We start from the raw sequence: 19,846 nt of genomic DNA, 5'->3' as shown, positions 1-19,846 counted from the left end.
ACTCTAATTATTTTAAATATAAATTTCATCATCAAAATCTCCGTCTTCCACTTCTAGAGCGAGATATTGAATATAATTGCCTAACTGCTCAATACAATTATATTCAAAAACGTCCTGAATTGAGATTTCCATCTCAAATTCTTTTTGAACACTAATAATCAACTTAACGGCTAATAGACTATGGCCTCCCAGTTCGAAAAAGTTATCATATATACCGACTTTCTCTACTCCTAAAAGCTCCTGCCAGATCTTAGCTAATCTTTCTTCTGTCTCTGTCCTTGGCGCAACGTAGGCTTTCGTGGAAAAAGCAGAGGAATCTATGTCCGGCAATGCCTTCCGATCCAGTTTTCCATTGGAGGTCAGCGGCATCTCGTCGAGTTCTACCCATAATCTCGGAACCATATATTCCGGCAAAGTTTCCTGCAATTGGGATTGCAGGGCTTCCTTGTCCAGCCCTCCTTCCATCACTACATAAGCGATCAGTCTTTTGTTACCCTGTTCATCTGCACTGGCTAAAACACAGGATTGAACGATTCCAGGTAATCCTGACAATGCGTTTTCGATCTCACCCAGCTCAATGCGGTAACCTCGTATCTTTACCTGATCATCCTTCCTGCCTGTAAACTCAATATTCCCGTCAGGAAGCCATTTGGCTAAATCACCGGTCTTATACAAACGATCTCCTGCTTTGAAAGGATTGGCTACGAACTTTTCATTGGTCAGCTCCTTATTATTCAAATACCCTCTCGCTACTCCTGATCCTCCGACAACCAGTTCACCGACAACCCCTATAGGAGCTGGATTCATGTGTTTATCCAGTATATAGGCATAACTGTCTTTGATCGGTTTACCAATTGGAAGCGTATGGCCTGTGATTTCGATAATATGGGATGTAGAGAAAGTGGTATTCTCGGTAGGCCCATATCCGTTAACCATCGTAAGTTCCGGGTATAGTTCTTTTACTTTATTTGTGTACTTGTATAAAACAGTATCTCCGCCCACCAATAAATACTTCAACGACTGGAAAACACTTACATCTTCCTCTGCGATTTGATGGAACCAAGAAGCAGTCATCCATAACGTGGTGATCTTATTCTCCAAGATCAATGTTTTGAAAAGTGTTATGTTCAATAGAGTATCAGTCGTTGTTAATACCAATTTCCCTCCGTTTAATAAGGTTCCCCAGTATTCTATGGTCGTTGCATCAAAGGATATCGACCCTGTGGACAGCCAGACTGTTTGATCAGTTAAACTGATATAATCACAAGTCGTAGATAAACTGACGATGTTTTTATGTTCAACCTGAACCCCTTTGGGACTACCCGTACTTCCGGAGGTATAGATCACATACGCCAGATTATCAGGAGAAATGGTTCTTTCTATTTTACCACTGGAAACTTTGCTTAAAGTATCCCAATCGCTATTCAATACAATAACGTCTATACCTTCTTTAAAAGTAATTGTAGAATCATTATCACTAAGCAATATCGTAACCCCTGAATCCTCCAGCATATACTCCTTACGGGATTGTGGATAATCAGGATCGATGGGTACGTAAGCTGCTCCTGACTTCAGGATTCCCAGAATACCGATGATCATCTCCAGGCTGCGGTTCATGCAGACCCCCACAAGATCTTCCAAAGACACTCCCTTATCCATAAGGTAATGAGCAAGCTGGTTGGATTTAGCATCCAATTCCCTGTACGTAAGACTATGCCCGTCATAAACCACGGCTATAGACTCAGGAGTCTTTGATGCCTGTGCCTCAAACAAATCAACTACCGTCCTGTCCTTGGGATAGTCTACAGCGGTATCGTTGAATACTTCTACCAATTGATGAGTCTCTTCTTGCCTTAAAATTGACAGTTCTTCAACGGTTGTTTGCGAGGGCGTATTCATATGGGTAAGCAGCACGGTTAATGCTTCTTCCATATAGAAAACCAAAGAAGAAGGATCAATCCCTATCGGTAAGATATTGAAGGACAGACCAAAATCATGACTGTAGTCATCAACATCCAAATAAAACGGATAATTGGTGCGGTAGTAACCAGATAACAATTCTCCGTCAAAACCAGAGACCTTATCTAAGTACCCTGCTTCAGAATGACGGTAGTTCAACAAGGCACTGAACATAGGAACATCATTGGGAATACCGCTCCAGTGATGAACACTCGATAAAGGAGTCTGTTCATGATCCAACAGGCTCTGCAAATGCTTATTCGTCCGGGAAATGTATGAAGGAATATCTCCTTTGAGATCCAATAAGACAGGAAGGGTATTCATAAACAGCCCCAAAGAAGATTCGGACCCCTTAGCTCCCTGCAACCTTCCCAAAAGAACTGAACCGAACAGAGCATAGTCTGTACCGCTGCATCTTCCCAAAACAAGACCAAAGGCTGCATGGAACAATACAGCAGGACTGATCTGAAGATCTGAAGACAACTTTCGGATACCATCGCGTAATTCAGCAGATAACATCACCTGGGAGGAAACGATCGTGGTACTCCCATCAATCTTCGTATCTACTAAATTGAATGGATAGGTGGGCGATTCAATCTTTCCGAATAATTCACTAAAGTATTTGTTACTCTCATCCAATTTATTTTTATTCAAGGTGTGCCCTATAAAATCTCTGTATAAAGAAGCTTTAGGAAGCAGACCTGACTGCCCGGACAGATAAAGACTAATCTCACCTATTATTTTTGAGGTCCCGACGTGGTCCATCACCATATGATGGTGGTTTAACACCAGATAATACTTCCCGTTAACCGCATCATCTGCGGCTTTCACTCTTATGGCAGGGGCTTGGGTAAGGTCCATATACAAGTTGCCGGATGTCTGCTCCTGCTCGACCTGAGGTAAAACATCCCATCTCTCATCTATGGCAAGTTCCTCTACCTTAAGTTCAGCTGTTCTCTGTACCACCTGGACAGCCTGAGCAAAACCTTCACTCAGAATACACGTGCGAAGAACATCATGACGATTGATAACAAACCTCAAGGCTTCAATAAATTCAGAGCGCTTTTCTAACGAGGAAAAAGACAATAACTGTGACAATACATAAGGATCTCCTTTGGTGGCATCGCTCATCAAATGATGGAAGTAAATACCTTCCTGTAAAGGAGCCAACGGATAGATATCCTGAATATTGGAGGGCCCTCCAGGAACATGGTCCATAATGGTATCCAGCTCATTCTGGCTCAAATCCACCAGGGGAACCATCGAAGGAGTGATATACTCACAATCCCTGACAATACCATTCTCAGGAATCTTATAGCCTTCTTCGGTAGAGGTTAATTTTGTGCTCAATTGAGCGATAGTGGGCCCATTGTAAAAATCGCCAATGTTTACCGTATACCCAAGCTTTCGGATCCTCGCTATCAAACGGATCGATAATAAGCTTTGGCCGCCCAGTTCGAAGAAGTTATCGTGAACGCCTACTTTATCAATTCCCAACAACTCCTGCCAGATCTCTGCTAAGCTTTTTTCGAGCTCTGTCCCTGGAGCAACATAGGCGTTCGTGGACAAAGCAGAGGAGTCTATATCAGGTAATGCTTTTCTATCGAGCTTACCATTGGAGGTCAATGGAAGCGCGTCCAGTTCTAGCCACAACCTCGGAACCATATATTCAGGTAAACTTTCATGTAATTGTGACTGTAGCGTCTCCTTGTCAAGATCTCCAGCCATTACCACATAACCAATCAATCTTTTGTCGTCATGTTCGTCCGATTTGGCCAAAACACAGGATTGGACAACTCCAGGTAATCCTGACAATACATTCTCGATCTCCCCCAACTCAATACGGTAGCCGCTGATCTTGACCTGGTTGTCCTTTCTGCCTAAAAACTCAATATTCCCGTCAGGCAGCCATTTGGCTAAGTCGCCCGTCTTATACAAACGATCTCCTGCTTTGAAAGGATTGGAGATGAACTTTTCATGCGTCAGCTCATCATTGTTCAAATAACCTCTTGCCACTCCTAAGCCTCCTATGCATAATTCTCCGGCAGATCCTATTGGACATAAACGATCTTCGGAATCCAATACATAAACACCCGTAGTCCCAAAAGGAACGCCTAATGGAATCGAACGGGACAATTCCCGGGTGAAATCAACTTGATGAATCAGTTTTCCTATGGTGGTCTCGGTAGGACCATAATGGTTGTAAACTTCACAACGCACATCATTTGAGGCCAAAAGAGAGAAAATACCATCGGTAAAGGCTTCGCCGCCCAGTATCAGGCACTTATTAGGAACAAGTAACGTATCATTAGATTGTAAGCTCTTCCAGTGAGAGGGAACCATTTTTAAACAGTCAATATCCAGAACGGAGATTCTATCTGCATCGATCAATTCATCGTCAGAGAGCACATAAAGCGTTCCTCCTGTTAACAATGAGGGATAAAGTATCGTATTTCCTAAATCCGTGGCGATACTGGAAGTGGAACCAAAACTGCGGCATGACGAAATATTGGTCTTGGACAAAAGTCCATAAAAATAATCTGTTAATGATCTGTGGGCGATCTCAACCCCTTTTGGCATACCCGTACTCCCGGAGGTATAGATGACATACACCAGATTATCAGGAGAAGCGATCCTGTCTAACCTGGCAACAGAATGATGACCCAGATTATCCTCCCAATCGGTATCCAGTTCTATAACTGCTAAAGATTCACGGGATGAGAAAACAGCGCTGTTGGCAGCATCACTCAGCAGGATCCTGACTCCGGAATCATCCAGCATATAATCAATACGGGACTGAGGAAAATCAGGGTCTATAGGAACATAGGCTGCTCCTGACTTCAGGATTCCCAAGATACCGGTGATCATCTCCAGGCTGCGGTTCATGCAGATACCCACTAAATCTTCTGCAGAGACTCCCTGATCCAGAAGGTAGTGAGCCAACTGGTTGGATTTTTCATCCAATTCCCTGTACGTAAGACTATGCCCATCATAAACAACAGCAGTAGTATCGGGAGTCTTTCCAGCCTGTGATTCAAACAAATCAACAACTGTCATGTCCTTAGGATAGTCTATCGTTGTAGTATTGAATTCCTCTAATAATTGATGGGCTTCTTCTTTCGTTAGAATTGACAGTTCCTCAACTGTTGTTTGCGATGGCTTATCCATATTTGAAAGCAATGCTTTCAATGCTTCTTCTATATATAATACCATAGCAGAAGGATCAATTCCTACAGATGAGATATTGAAGATTAAACCAAAGTCATGACCATAATCATCAACATCCAAAGAAAACGGATAATTGTCTCGGGTAAAGCTTGATATCAATTCTCCATCAAAGCCAGGAACCTGATCCAGATGGCCTGATCCAGAATGTCTGTAGTTCAATAAGGCACTGAACATTGGGACATCATTAGGAATACCGCTCCAATCGTGAACACTTGATAAAGAAGTCTGTTCATGATCCAAAAGCTTTTGCAAATGCTTATTCGTCTGGGAGATGTATGAAGGGATATCACCTTTGAGATCCAATAATACAGGAAGGGTATTCATAAACAGCCCCAATGAAGATTCCGAGCCTTTAGCTCCCTGCAACCTTCCCAAAAGAACTGAACCGAACAAAACATATTCTGTACCACTACATCTTCCCAAAACCAGACCAAAGGCCGCATGGAATAATACAGCAGGACTGATCTGAAGATCTGCCGACAGCTTTCGGATACCATCGCGCAATTCAGCAGATACCATCACCTTTGATGAGATGATTGTAGTATTTCCATCAATCTTGGTATCTATTAAATTAAAAGGATAAGTAGGTGATTCAATCTGTCCGAATAGCTCACTAAAATACTTTTTGCTCTCATCTAATTTATTCTTATTCAAGGTATGACCTATGAAATCTCTGTATAAAGCCGGAGTAGGAAGCAGACCTGTCTGCCCTGATAAATAAAGCCCAACCTCTTCTATTATTTTTAAGGTTCCAATGTGATCCATCATCATATGATGGTGATCCAACACCAAATAATACTTTCCATTGGCCACATCACTAGCTACTTTCACTCGTACTGCCGGTGCTTGGGTCAAGTCCATGTACAAGTTGCTTGTTTGCTCTTGTTCAACCTGAGATAAAATATCAAGCCTTTCATCTATTGATAACTCCTCTACTTTCAGGTCTACTTCTCTCAGTACGACCTGAACGGTCTGAGTAAATCCTTCATTCAGCACACACGTGCGAAGCACATCATGGCGGTTGATGACAAACCTCAAGGCATCTATAAATCCTGAACGCTTATCCGGTGATGAAAAAGATAATAGAACAGGTAATACATAAGGATCACCAGTATTTCTATCACTCATCAGGTGGTGAAAATAAATACCTTCCTGTAAAGGAGCCAATGGATAGATATCCTGGATATTGGCCGCACCTCCCGGAACATGGTCCATGATGGTATCCAGTTCATTCTGGCTCAAATCCACCAAAGTCACCATGGAAGGAGTGATATACTCACATCCCTCTACAATACCATTCTCAGGGATCTTATATTCTTCTTCGGTAGAAATTAACTTCGTACTCAATTGAGCAATAGTTGGGCTTGAAAAAATATCTCGAATAGGGATGCTATATCCTATTTCTTGAACCTTGGAAATCAACCGAACTGCCAATAAACTTTGGCCTCCCAGTTCAAAGAAATTGTCATGGATACCTACTTTTTCTACTCCCAAAAGATCCTGCCAGATCTCAGCTAATCGTTCTTCCATCTCTGTCCTTGGTGCCACATACTCTTTCGTGGACAAGGCAGATGGGTCCAGTTCCGGCAATGCCTTCCTATCTAACTTTCCGCTTGATGTCAGGGGCATCTCGTCTACTTGTACCCATAACCTGGGAACCATATATTCCGGTAAAATTTTCTGTAATTGTGATTGTAATGCCTCCTTGTCCAGATTTTCCTCCATAACCACATAGGCGACCAGCCGCTTGCTCTCTTTAATGTCGTGTCTGGCCACAACACAGGATTGGCTCACACCCGGTAAACGGGACAATACATTCTCGATTTCACCTAGCTCTATCCGGTAACCGTTGATTTTTACCTGATCATCTTTCCTGCCTAAAAACTCGATGGTACCATCAGAAAGCCATCTGGCCAAGTCACCAGTCTTGTACATCCGTTCTCCATCTTTGAAAGGATTAGATACGAATTTTTCATTGGTCAACTCCTCATTGTTCAAATAACCAACGGCTACATTGTCTCCTCCTATGCACAATTCTCCTACAACGCCTATCGGACTTATATAGTCTGATGAATCTAAAATATAGATACTTGTATTAGAAACAGGATACCCTATATAAATCTTTTCCAGAGAACTTATATCTTCTGGTACAGACCAACCACTTGCGTGTACAGATGCCTCAGTAGGACCGTATAAATTATCAAACCGTACTTTAGGGAATTGCGCCCTAAATGAACGAACCTGCTCTACAGTCAACGCTTCCCCACTACATAAAACCTTAGATAAAGAAGGACAATCACCGATAGCTATTTCTGCTAAAAAGACCTCTAGCATCGAAGGGACAAAATGAATGGTGGTCACTTTTTCCGTTTCTATCAAATCTTTTAGATAGGTAACATCTCCCTGTAATCCTGGACGTACAAAAATAAGTTTTGATCCATTGATCAGGGGCCATATCAACTCCCATATCGATACATCAAAACTAAAGCTCGTTTTTTGCAGGAGCACATCTTCTGATGTCAACCCGAAAGTATCCTGAGCCCACAGAAGACTATTTAACATCCCTTTGTGAGAGTTCATAACTCCTTTCGGCTTTCCTGTACTTCCAGAGGTGTATATAATATAGGCCAGGTTGGATGGAGAAGCCACCCTTTTTATTTTATCTCTGGATACTTTATCTAAAGTATCCCAGTCATTATTCAATAAAATAACGTCTATATCATCTTTAGCCTGAAGAGTAATTGCACTATCACTATTAGTAAGTAATATCTTAATCCCCGAATCCTCTACCATATATTCCTTACGGGATTGTGGATAATCAGGATCTATAGGAACATAGGCTGCGCCTGACTTCAGAATTCCAAGGATACCAGTGATCATCTCCAGGCAACGATCCATGCAGATGCCTATCAGATCTTCTGAGGAGACTCCTTTATTGATCAGGTAATGAGCCAGCTGATTGGAACGTTCGTCCAATTCCCTGTATGTAAGACTCTCACCTTCATAAACCACTGCTATAGCGTCAGGAGTTTTTACTGCCTGCGCTTCAAAAAGGTCAACAACGATCTTGTCTTTCGGGTAGTCTACGGCGGTATCGTTGAACACCTCTAATAACTGATGTCTTTCTTCTGCGGTAAGCATTGATAGATCACTTACCTGAGTGGATGGAGATGCAACAATGGATTGTAAGATTTCCTGATAATGGAAGAACATTCTTTGGATCGTTTCTTTTTTAAACAGATCCGTACAGTAGTTCATGTTCACAGAAAAACCGGCCTCACTCTCCTCTATGGTTATTGTTATGTCAAATTTTGCAGTGACCTGCCCTTGTGATTCATAATTTCTCAAAGTAAGCCCATCCATCTCTATCTGCACTGCATCCGGTGTATTCTGTAAAGCAAACATCACCTGGAACAGAGGAGTTGTACTCATATCCCGTGTCCTTATAACACGCTCTACCACCTTCTCAAAGGGAACCTGCTGGTGGTCGTAAGCATTCAAAGTCGTTTGCTTAATTTCCTGTAAAAACTCACGGAAAGATGCATCCCCTTTGATCTGGGAACGAAGAGCCAAAGTATTGACAAAGAAACCGATCATCCCTTCCAGTTCCTTTTGGGTACGGTTGGCGACAGGAGTACCCACACAAATATCCTCCTGGGCGCTATATCTGCCCAACAAAACTTTAAATGCAGCCAAAAGGGTCATGAAAACGGTAACGCCCTCCTGTTGGCTTAAAGCATTAATTCCTGTACTCAAGCTCTTGTCCAGTGCAAAGGAAAGGCTCGCTCCCGAAAAACTCTGTAAGGCAGGACGCCTATAATCGGTGGGTAATTCTAAAACATTTACTCCTTGCAATTGATTTTCCCAGTAGGATAATTGATTGTCGATAATAGTACCTTCCAAATGCTTTCGCTGCCACAGCGCATAATCAACATACTGCAAATACAATGACGGTAAACCGACTTCCTTGCCAGATACATAAGAACGATAAAGTTGAATGAACTCACCAATTAATATATTTTGGGACCAACCGTCACTGGCAATATGATGGAACACTCCCGCAAGGACGTATTCATTATTCCCCAAGTCATACAGGCACGAACGGAACATATAATCTGAATCCAGATCAAAAGGAGCTGATAAAAACACTCTTAAGTCTTCCGTTAGTGTAGAAGCGTTAGTTGTTATATCTTTAAAAGAAAGTTCCCATTCATCCGGTGAAAGGACTTTCTGATATCCTACCCCTTCTTCTGAATAGATAATTGTGCGAAGTACTTCATGACGGGTAACGATTTCTTTAAGACTCAGGAAAAGAGCCTTCTTATCCAAATCACCCGAAAGTTTCAGCGCAAAAGGGATATGGTATTCCACACTCCCCTGCAATCGGTCTAAAAACCATAAACGTTCCTGACCAAAGGATAAGGGTATTTTTTTGATAAGTTTTCTATCAAAAGGATTTATCTCTTCTTTATCAAGTCGTCTATAGGTGGTTTCGGTTGCATCAAATTTATTGAAATGTTCAATAATAAGTTCCTTATTAAGCTTTATCTCAACAAGCAAGGCATCATCGATATTTTCATTTTCTGAATTTAAAACCAGGGAGCCTTCCTCTAATTCTAATTTAATACCTTTATCATGAGCCTTTTTAATAATATTTAAAGCCTTATTCATTATATTGTAATTTTCTTTTTGTAAAACACATCTGAGCTTTCTTTTTCCTTTATTTTCTTATGTTCTATATAAGTAGCCAGTTCACCTATATTGACAAAATTGAAAATATCTTTAATCAAAATTTCAGTTTCAAATTCTTTAATAATAGTTGAAACCAAACGAGTGGCTAATAAACTGTGCCCTCCCAGTTCGAAGAAGTTATCATGGATTCCTACCTTTTCAATTCCCAAAAGCTCCTGCCAGATCTTAGCTAATCTTTCTTCTGTCTCTGTCCTTGGCGCAACGTAGGCTTTCGTAGAAAAAGCAGAGGAATCTATGTCCGGCAATGCCTTCCGATCCAGTTTTCCATTGGAGGTCAGCGGCATCTCGTCGAGTTCTACCCATAATCTCGGAACCATATATTCCGGCAAAGTTTCCTGCAATTGGGATTGCAAGGCTTCCTTGTCCAGCCCTCCTTCCATCACTACATAAGCGATCAGTCTTTTGTTACCCTGTTCATCTGCACTGGCTAAAACACAGGATTGAACGATTCCAGGTAATCCTGACAATGCGTTCTCGATCTCACCCAGTTCAATGCGGTAACCTCGTATCTTTACCTGATCATCCTTCCTGCCTATAAACTCAATATTCCCGTCAGGAAGCCATTTGGCTAAATCACCGGTCTTATATAAACGATCTCCTGCTTTGAAAGGATTGGCTACGAACTTCTCATTGGTCAGCTCCTTATTATTCAAATACCCTCTCGCTACTCCTGACCCTCCGACAACCAGTTCACCAACAACTCCTATAGGAGCTGGATTCATGTGTTTATCCAATATATAGGCATAACTGTCTTTGATCGGTTTACCAATTGGAAGCGTATGGCCTGTGACTTCAATAAGATATGATGTTGAAAAGGTGGTATTCTCGGTAGGTCCGTATACAATGATGACTGTAAGGTCCGGGTATAATTTTTTTACTTTATCGGTGTACTTGTATAAAACAGTATCTCCACCCACCAATAAATACTTCAACGACTGGAAAACACTTACATCTTCCTCTACGACTTGATGGAACCAAGAAGTGGTCATAAATAAAGTCGTGATCTTATTCTCTAAGATCAATGTTTTGAAAAGTGTTATGTTCAATAGAGTATCAGTCGTTGTTAATACCAATTTTCCTCCGTTTAATAAGGTTCCCCAGTATTCTATGGTCGTTGCATCAAAGGATATCGACCCTGTGGACAGCCAGACTGTTTGGTCAGTTAAACTGATATAATCACAAGTAGTAGATAAACTGACGATGCTTTTATGTTCAACCTGAACCCCTTTAGGTTTACCAGTACTTCCGGAGGTATAGATCACATACGCCAGATTATCAGGAGAAATGGTTCTTTCTATTTTACCACTGGAAACTTTGCTTAAAGTATCCCAATTATTATCCAATAGAATAACATCCAGGTTACTTTTATATTGATCTGAATCATTGTCAATAAGCAATATCTTAACCCCTGAATCCTCCAGCATATACTCCTTACGGGATTGTGGATAATCAGGATCGATGGGTACGTAAGCTGCTCCTGACTTCAGGATTCCCAGAATACCGATGATCATCTCCAGGCTGCGGTTCATGCAGACACCCACAAGATCTTCCAAAGAGACTCCCTTATCCATAAGGTAATGAGCAAGCTGGTTGGATTTAGCATCCAATTCCCTGTACGTAAGACTATGCCCGTCATAAACCACGGCTATAGACTCAGGAGTCTTTGATGCCTGTGCCTCAAACAAATCAACTACCGTCCTCTCATTAGGATAGTCTACAGCGGTATCGTTGAATACTTCTACCAATTGATGAGTCTCTTCTTGCCTTAAAATTGACAGTTCTTCAACGGTTGTTTGCGAGGGCGTATTCATATGGGTAAGCAGCACGGTTAATGCTTCTTCCATATAGAAAACCAAAGAAGAAGGATCAATCCCTATCGGTAAGATATTGAAGGACAGACCAAAATCATGACTGTAGTCATCAACATCCAAATAAAACGGATAATTGGTGCGGTAGTAACCAGATAACAATTCTCCGTCAAAACCAGAGACCTTATCTAAGTACCCTGCTTCAGAATGACGGTAGTTCAACAAGGCACTGAACATAGGAACATCATTGGGAATACCGCTCCAGTGATGAACACTCGATAAAGGAGTCTGTTCATGATCCAACAGCTTTTGCAAATGCTTATTCGTCCGGGAAATGTATGAAGGGATATCTCCTGTGAGATCCAATAAGACAGGAAGGGTATTCATAAACAGCCCCAAAGAAGATTCGGACCCCTTAGCTCCCTGCAACCTTCCCAAAAGAACTGAACCGAACAGAGCATAGTCTGTACCGCTGCATCTTCCCAAAACAAGACCAAAGGCTGCATGGAACAATACAGCAGGACTGATCTGAAGATCTGAAGACAACTTTCGGATACCATCGCGCAATTCAGCAGATAACATCACCTGGGAGGAAACGATCGTGGTACTCCCATCAATCTTCGTATCTACTAAATTGAATGGATAGGTGGGCGATTCAATCTTTCCGAATAATTCACTAAAGTATTTGTTACTCTCATCCAATTTATTTTTATTCAAGGTGTGCCCTATAAAATCTCTGTATAAAGAAGCTTTAGGAAGCAGACCTGACTGCCCGGACAGATAAAGACTAATCTCACCTATTATTTTTGAGGTCCCGACGTGGTCCATCACCATATGATGGTGGTTTAACACCAGATAATACTTCCCATTAACCGCATCATCTGCGGCTTTCACTCTTATGGCAGGGGCTTGGGTAAGGTCCATATACAAGTTGCCGGATGTCTGCTCCTGCTCGACCTGAGGTAAAACATCCCATCTCTCATCTATGGCAAGTTCTTCTACCTTAAGTTCAGCTGTTCTCTGTACCACCTGGACAGCCTGAGCAAAACCTTCACTCAGAATACACGTGCGAAGAACATCATGACGATTGATAACAAACCTCAAGGCTTCAATAAATTCAGAGCGCTTTTCTAACGAGGAAAAAGACAATAACTGTGACAATACATAAGGATCTCCTTTGGTGGCATCGCTCATCAAATGATGGAAGTAAATACCTTCCTGTAAAGGAGCCAACGGATAGATATCCTGAATATTGGAGGGCCCTCCAGGAACATGGTCCATAATGGTATCCAGCTCATTCTGGCTCAAATCCACCAGGGGAACCATCGAAGGAGTGATATACTCACAATCCCTGACAATACCATTCTCAGGAATCTTATAGCCTTCTTCGGTAGAGGTTAATTTTGTGCTCAATTGAGCGATAGTGGGCCCATTGTAAAAATCGCCAATGTTTACCGTATACCCAAGCTTTCGGATCCTCGCTATCAAACGGATCGATAATAAGCTTTGGCCGCCCAGTTCGAAGAAGTTATCGTGAACGCCTACTTTATCAATTCCCAACAACTCCTGCCAGATCTCTGCTAAGCTTTTTTCGAGCTCTGTCCCTGGAGCAACATAGGCGTTCGTGGACAAAGCAGAGGAGTCTATATCAGGTAATGCTTTTCTATCGAGCTTACCATTGGAGGTCAATGGAAGCGCGTCCAGTTCTAGCCACAACCTCGGAACCATATATTCAGGTAAACTTTCATGTAATTGTGACTGTAGCGTCTCTTTGTCAAAATCTCCATCCATTACCACATAACCAATCAATCTTTTGTCGTCATGTTCGTCCGATTTGGCCAAAACACAGGATTGGACGACTCCAGGTAATCCTGACAATACATTCTCGATCTCCCCCAACTCAATACGGTAGCCGTTGATCTTGACCTGGTTGTCCTTTCTGCCTAAAAATTCAATATTCCCGTCAGGCAGCCATTTGGCTAAGTCGCCCGTCTTATACAAACGATCTCCTGCTTTGAAAGGATTGGAGATGAACTTTTCATGCGTCAGCTCATCATTGTTCAAATAACCTCTTGCCACTCCTAAGCCTCCTATGCATAATTCTCCGGCAGATCCTATTGGACATAAACGATCTTCGGAATCCAATACATAAACACCCGTAGTCCCAAAAGGAACGCCTAATGGAATCGAACGGGACAATTCCCGGGTGAAATCAACTTGATAAATCAGTTTTCCTATGGTGGTCTCGGTAGGACCATAATGGTTGTAAACCTCACAACGCACATCATTTGAGGCCAAAAGAGAGAAAATACCATCGGTAAAGGCTTCGCCCCCCAGTATCAGGCACTTATTAGGAACAAGTAACGTATCATTAGATTGTAAGCTCTTCCAGTGAGAGGGAACCATTTTTAAACAGTCAATATCCAGAACGGAGATTCTATCTGCATCGATCAATTCATCGTCAGAGAGCACATAAAGCGTTCCGCCTGTTAACAATGAGGGATAAAGTATCGTATTTCCCAAATCCGTGGCGATACTGGAAGTGGAACCAAAACTGCGGCATGACGAAATATTGGTCTTGGACAAAAGTCCATAAAAATAATCTGTTAATGATCTGTGGGCGATCTCAACCCCTTTTGGCATACCCGTACTCCCGGAGGTATAAATGACATACACCAGATTATCAGGAGAAGCGATCCTGTCTAATCTGGCAACAGAATAATGACCCATATTATCCTCCCAATCGGTATCCAGTTCTATAACTGCTAAAGATTCACGGGATGAGAAAACAGCGCTGTTGGCAGCATCACTCAGCAGGATCCTGACTCCGGAATCATCCAGCATATAATCAATACGGGACTGAGGAAAATCAGGGTCTATAGGAACATAGGCTGCTCCCGACTTAAGGATTCCCAAGATACCGGTGATCATCTCCAGGCTGCGGTTCATGCAGATACCCACTAAATCTTCTGCAGAGACTCCCTGATCCAGAAGGTAGTGAGCCAGCTGGTTGGATTTTTCATCCAATTCCCTGTACGTAAGACTATGTCCATCATAAACCACAGCAGTAGTATCGGGAGTCTTTCCAGCCTGTGATTCAAACAAATCAACAACTGTCATGTCCTTAGGATAGTCTATCGTTGTAGTATTGAATTCCTCTAATAATTGATGGGCTTCTTCTTCTGGTATGATTGAAATATTGTTAATGGGTTTGTCAAGACAGGATTCAAATTGTCTAAGAATAAAAAGCAATCTATTAACAAGCAAATTTATTTCTGCATCATTAAAATATGTTTCCTGATAATCTATATGTAATTCTAAAGGTGCTTCCTGACCATAATCAAACCAACGAATTGCAAGAGGAATTCCCAAATCTGATGTACTTTTCAATTCTTTTACCTGTATCTTTAAATCAGAATCCACTGAATCTGAAAAAGGAAGGAGCTCATAGTTAATTAAAACATCAAAAAGTTGCAATCTATCCTTAGAAAGTAATTTCAAGGATCGATTTAAATGAGAAACAGGATACAATCCATGTCTAAAATCATTTCTTTGACTTTGTTTTACATTGGAAATGAGATCTGACAGTAGCTGATTTGGGATAAATTCGCCTTTAAAGGGAAGTATTCCTGAAAACATTCCCACTATTTTCCTATCATCCCTGCCTCTTCTTTTATGATTAGAAAGTCCGAAACAAAAACTCTTATGCCCGGTTGTTTTTCCAAAATATAATAACAGTGCAGCAATCGTTAACTGAGATACATTGGTTTTGGTCTGTTCGACCAGACGTTGTAGTAGTCTTTCATCAGATGTAGAAATTGGAACTAAAAACGAACGAGCATTATCATTTTTTTGCCCTTTCTGAGTCCATATTAAATCTGGAATATCTTTAAATTTCTCTTTCCAATAGGTTGCATCATTGCTGTATTGTATAGACTTCCAATAATCTAGATTTTGTCGCACCGCTTCTGCATATGAAGGATATTTTTCCTCCAATACATTATGCCCATCTAAAAATTTCCTATATTCAGATATAAAATAATTGGCAAAGATGGCAAATCCATATCCATCAATAATTAAATGATGAAAACAGAGGAAACAATAATGTTCATCTTCTGCTACTTTAATTAATGCAATACGATATAGTTTTTCCTGTTCAAGATCAAAGGCTATATTGAATTGATTTTGCATCCAATCCAAAGCTACTTTTTGAGCCTCCGGTATTGATGAAAAATCTAATGTATCGATATCTAAAGGTATAGGCGTATCAACTATATATTGAGCAGGTTCTGAGTCCGTAAAATCAAATTTGATTTTATGAAAATCAAAGATTTCTGAACAACCTTTTAAAATTAATTCAAATTTAACACTATCGAACTTCCCTTTATAAATGCCGTATCCACCTACATTATATAATGGGCTTTGCGGGTTGGTTATCTGCTTATAATATACATCTTGTTGTGAAAGATGTAACTTCATTTTTTCTTTCATTCTAATAAATTACCTGGGGTGTGTTGTTCTACAATAAAATATTTACAGAGATCACTATTTAAGGACATACTGTATATTAAGTACATGTTGTATTTTCAAAAGAAAGTATACTTTTTCTTGATGGATCTGGTTTTGCAATAGAAAAATACCGGAAAGCAAATGAAAGGTTTAAGCTCTTGAATCATCTGCTAAGTCAACGATAAATTGCTTTGCTAAATATTCTTTAACAAGGATTCGTAAACTGATCTGTTGAAAATGTTAACTTTTGTTATTGACCATTAAAAATCTATAAGATTAATTGCCTTCTGTTCTTAAAGGCAGTAAAATACCTACATTGATTTTTCAGGTATAGGATAAATGTTTTTTTTAATGGTTTATTAACAATTTACAATGAATCTGGAATTATATTGCTTCGAAAATAAAGTTGAGTGAGCCGTTTAATTTCATTATTGGGAATTCAAAAATTCTTTTCTTCACCATTAATGTTGTTACAGGGGTGTTATCCGCATCTGTATTGAGCTCTAAGTTTCGATGGACTTTTATTGCTTGTGCAATATCAGTAATTTTTTCCATGTGTTAAATAATAATGAGTTTCTATAGTAGCAGATTAATATTCTTACTACAAATGGTTTATAATTTTTTTTGACACTTGATCATTTGCTATTTTAGATTTTGAAAATCTATAAGAAATATGAATCTTGTCTCAGGGTCAAATATATTAAAAATTTTGTTGAATAACAGGTGAACAGGCAATAATTTAATCGTTTTTAAATTCATTCAGTCCTGTTTTCATAAACCAGAAATCATGATATTTTCATGTATAAGTCACTAAATCAAGACAAAAAACATCAACAATTACAACTTACTACGATTTCCTTATCAATAATCATAATTATTTAAAAATACATCGAAAAAACATCACTTCTGCAATAATAATACTAAGCCATGAGTGATATTCATCAAAAATCGTAGTTACGACAGTGCTTTTTGATGTTGAAAGAAAATCTATTTACAAAATCTAGAAAGATTGCGAACAATTTCTCCTATTCGAAAAATCCGACGGATTTGGGCGCAGCTTCAATTTTTACAGTATTGATAAAAAAAACAAATCACTGACTATAATTCACCGATATTCAACTTTTTTACATTAATAAAAACAGTACTTAAATCTTTCTCTGCAGCAATACAACAATGGTATTCCTTATGAATATCAAGTTTTTTGATAAAATATTTTACATTAGAAATACATGTTTGATGATTACATATTTCAAAGGATTTCAAAGGAATCTGGAGTCCCATTCCATTTGCTTTTATCAAAGATTCTTTTTCTGTCCAGTAATTAAAAAAGCTTTCAACATGATTCTCTGATTCCTGAATACGCAATAGCTCATTTTTTGTCATCTGATCGCAGAATTCCAGATAGTCTATACCATAATTTGAAAATTCAACATCAATTCCTACTGGAAATTCTGAGATAGCACAAACTACTAAATTTTTTGAATGGGATATATTGAAATATATTTGATGATCTTGTAAAAATGGTTTTCCATTGTTACTGACATTAATTTTAAAATCGTTGATATCGTAGTATTTACTTAGTCCATATTTTAAAAGAATCCTGCCCAATACAGAAAGCTGTGCGTCTTGCCATTTTCTATATTTTAAGAACTTTTTATCACTATTTCCCCCAAATATTTCCAGATATTTATTTAAAATATAATGGTGCTTTTCTTCCTCAATAAATACATACAGTACATTCATAAATCATTATCATAAAAACCGTTAAAAGCAGTACGAGAAACCTCATCATGAGTTACTGCAATAATTATTTTACCTTCTTTTATTAATTTCGGAATTACTCTTTTATAAAAATATTTTATAAAATAAGGATCCTGACCGGTAGCCATTCGGTTGGAACAATTATAGGCTTTTTTTCTATTATCGCAAAAAATCAGAGATATCTTTTTAGGCTACCCTTTGGAAAAACTAAGTCGGGTTGATTTATTCTGATCCTTTCCAATTACCGCTATCATTTCCATCATTTTCAACGCAATTAATATCCACTGAATTATGACTAATGACTTTATAAAAATGAACTTTGTCTTTGTGTTTTAATTCAGCTCCACCTGATTCCATAAAAGTGTTTAAAGATAATTCTGTTGAGATCACAAACTGCTAAGCGGCCCCTTTTTTAATCTCCGGATCTGTTATCTGTATTTATTGATTATACAAATTAATAATTCTATTTAGTAAAAATCATCTCTCAATCCCTTACAGCAGGCATTAGCATTAATATAAATTAGTTTTATCAATCCGCATGAAAGAGGTATATTTAAAAAATAATTACCATGACTTGCCAAAGCAATTCTTTAAAACAACTTTTATAAAAAATTGATTTACACAACACTTTTAAATATTGCTATTTTTCAGGGAATTGTATTAGGCCTGGTTATTTTAAGGTCTTCCCTATTCAATAGTCAATCCAATAAATATTTAGCCTATTTACTATTTGCTCTTTCCTTTGTTTTACTAAATTATGTTTTTGAAATAGAAGATACATTTACTGCGTATCCTTTTCTACATTTTTTTGACGATATCGAGTGGGTATTTTTATTGCCGGTTTTCATATTTCTGTTCATTATCAACCGGATTGACGATACAGTAAAGAGCAGGCAGAAGCATTATTTGTATTATATTCCATTTGCCTATTCTTCTATTGTAAGTATTACATACGATCTAAGTAATGTTGCAGGAATTTTTAAAATCCCGGATTCAAGCATTTTTATAGTCAATATATTTAGGCTGATTCAGCTTTTATTTGCCTTTATCATTATCCCGTTTCTGCCTCTTTACTCTTATTTTATGATCAGGCATTTAAAAGATTCACAAGAGAAAAAATGGGTCATTACTTTATTAACCCTTATCTATTTGTTGTTATTAGTCTGGCTTATTACCTATATGACTGGTCTTTTTTTTGGATTAGATATTTCCTCTACCATGAGCGTGCTGGCTTTATGTGCAACATTTGTAATGCACTGGACAGCCTATATTGGCATTTACAAATACAAACTTGCCAAAAACAAAGAGGCTATTTCCCATTTTCTAAATAATGATTCAGCGGTTTTGTATCCCAATCTGCCAATGGCAGAAGATAGTACACCACAAGAATATAAGGAATCTATCACGGCAGATAATCTTTATTTTCAAAAACTGGAACTTCTTTGCAAAGATGAGCACATTTATACGGACAGTACTTTAAACAGAGAAAAAGTCGCTGAAAAGCTGGGCATAAGCGCGGGATATGTTTCACAGATTGTGAACACAATAACAGGCGATAACTTTGCTCATTACATTAATCAATATCGTGTGGAAGCGGTAAAAGAAATGATATCAGATCCGGAATATGAAAACTACACTTTGCTGACGATGGGATTAGAATCCGGGTTTACTTCAAAAACAACTTTTTATAAAGCCTTTAAAAAAGTAACCGGTCAGACACCCAATGAATATAAAAATACCAGCAAATAGGTACCATTTTATCCATTTTTAAGGTTTTGAAACCCGTTCTAATTTGATTTATTTGAGTTTTGCAGTTAAATAATTCAAAT

General features: G+C 39.2%; 7 protein-coding genes. 1 reads left to right on the top strand and 6 read right to left on the bottom strand.

The genetic code is table 11. From position 1 onward, the window contains the following. Window positions 1–12: 12 nt before the first annotated feature. The 6 genes from EG346_RS14855 to EG346_RS25370 all read right to left on the bottom strand — a co-directional run bounded on the left by EG346_RS14855 (window position 13) and on the right by EG346_RS25370 (window position 18,374). The gene (locus EG346_RS14855) at window positions 13–9,858 is read right to left on the bottom strand and encodes a non-ribosomal peptide synthetase (RefSeq protein ID WP_123879620.1); all 9,846 of its coding nucleotides are present in this window, start codon (window positions 9,856–9,858) and stop codon (window positions 13–15) included. Further along, window positions 9,858–16,226, bottom strand: a complete 6,369-nt coding sequence (locus EG346_RS14850) for a non-ribosomal peptide synthetase (protein WP_164466160.1) — start codon at window positions 16,224–16,226, stop codon at window positions 9,858–9,860. The genes EG346_RS14855 and EG346_RS14850 overlap by 1 nt, the downstream gene beginning before the upstream one ends. Window positions 16,227–16,640: 414 nt before the next feature. Continuing rightward, complete coding sequence (locus EG346_RS24850; protein WP_164466158.1) at window positions 16,641–16,811, bottom strand: hypothetical protein; 171 nt, start codon at window positions 16,809–16,811, stop codon at window positions 16,641–16,643. A gap of 543 nt (window positions 16,812–17,354) precedes the next feature. After that, a complete protein-coding gene (locus tag EG346_RS14845; protein ID WP_123879616.1) occupies window positions 17,355–17,999 on the bottom strand; it encodes a 4'-phosphopantetheinyl transferase family protein in 645 nt (214 codons plus the stop codon). Further along, window positions 17,996–18,145, bottom strand: a complete 150-nt coding sequence (locus tag EG346_RS24845; protein WP_164466156.1) for a hypothetical protein — start codon at window positions 18,143–18,145, stop codon at window positions 17,996–17,998. Before EG346_RS24845 ends, EG346_RS14845 begins: the two co-directional genes overlap by 4 nt. 94 nt (window positions 18,146–18,239) lie before the next feature. Further along, on the bottom strand, window positions 18,240–18,374 hold the full coding sequence (locus EG346_RS25370; RefSeq protein WP_262511542.1) for a hypothetical protein: 135 nt from the start codon (window positions 18,372–18,374) through the stop codon (window positions 18,240–18,242). A 255-nt stretch (window positions 18,375–18,629) separates the two neighbouring features. Between EG346_RS25370 and EG346_RS14840 the strand changes: the two genes are divergently transcribed. Then, the gene (locus EG346_RS14840; RefSeq protein ID WP_123879614.1) at window positions 18,630–19,766 is read left to right on the top strand and encodes a helix-turn-helix domain-containing protein; all 1,137 of its coding nucleotides are present in this window, start codon (window positions 18,630–18,632) and stop codon (window positions 19,764–19,766) included. Window positions 19,767–19,846: the final 80 nt, after the last annotated feature.

This window comes from Chryseobacterium carnipullorum (genome assembly GCF_003815695.1).
Taxonomy (GTDB): domain Bacteria; phylum Bacteroidota; class Bacteroidia; order Flavobacteriales; family Weeksellaceae; genus Chryseobacterium; species Chryseobacterium carnipullorum.
Note: the sequence above shows the minus strand (reverse complement) of the source record. Positions and strands in the feature narration are given on the sequence as shown.

Bases quoted from the DNA above. Each gene is read 5' to 3' on its own strand.
- EG346_RS14855 (WP_123879620.1), bottom strand. From the start codon at position 9,858: ATGAATAAGGCTTTAAATATTATTAAAAAGGCTCATGATAAAGGTATT.
- EG346_RS14850 (WP_164466160.1), bottom strand. From the start codon at position 16,226: ATGAAGTTACATCTTTCACAACAAGATGTATATTATAAGCAGATAACC.
- EG346_RS24850 (WP_164466158.1), bottom strand. From the start codon at position 16,811: ATGGAAAAAATTACTGATATTGCACAAGCAATAAAAGTCCATCGAAAC.
- EG346_RS14845 (WP_123879616.1), bottom strand. From the start codon at position 17,999: ATGAATGTACTGTATGTATTTATTGAGGAAGAAAAGCACCATTATATT.
- EG346_RS24845 (WP_164466156.1), bottom strand. From the start codon at position 18,145: ATGGCTACCGGTCAGGATCCTTATTTTATAAAATATTTTTATAAAAGA.
- EG346_RS25370 (WP_262511542.1), bottom strand. From the start codon at position 18,374: ATGGAATCAGGTGGAGCTGAATTAAAACACAAAGACAAAGTTCATTTT.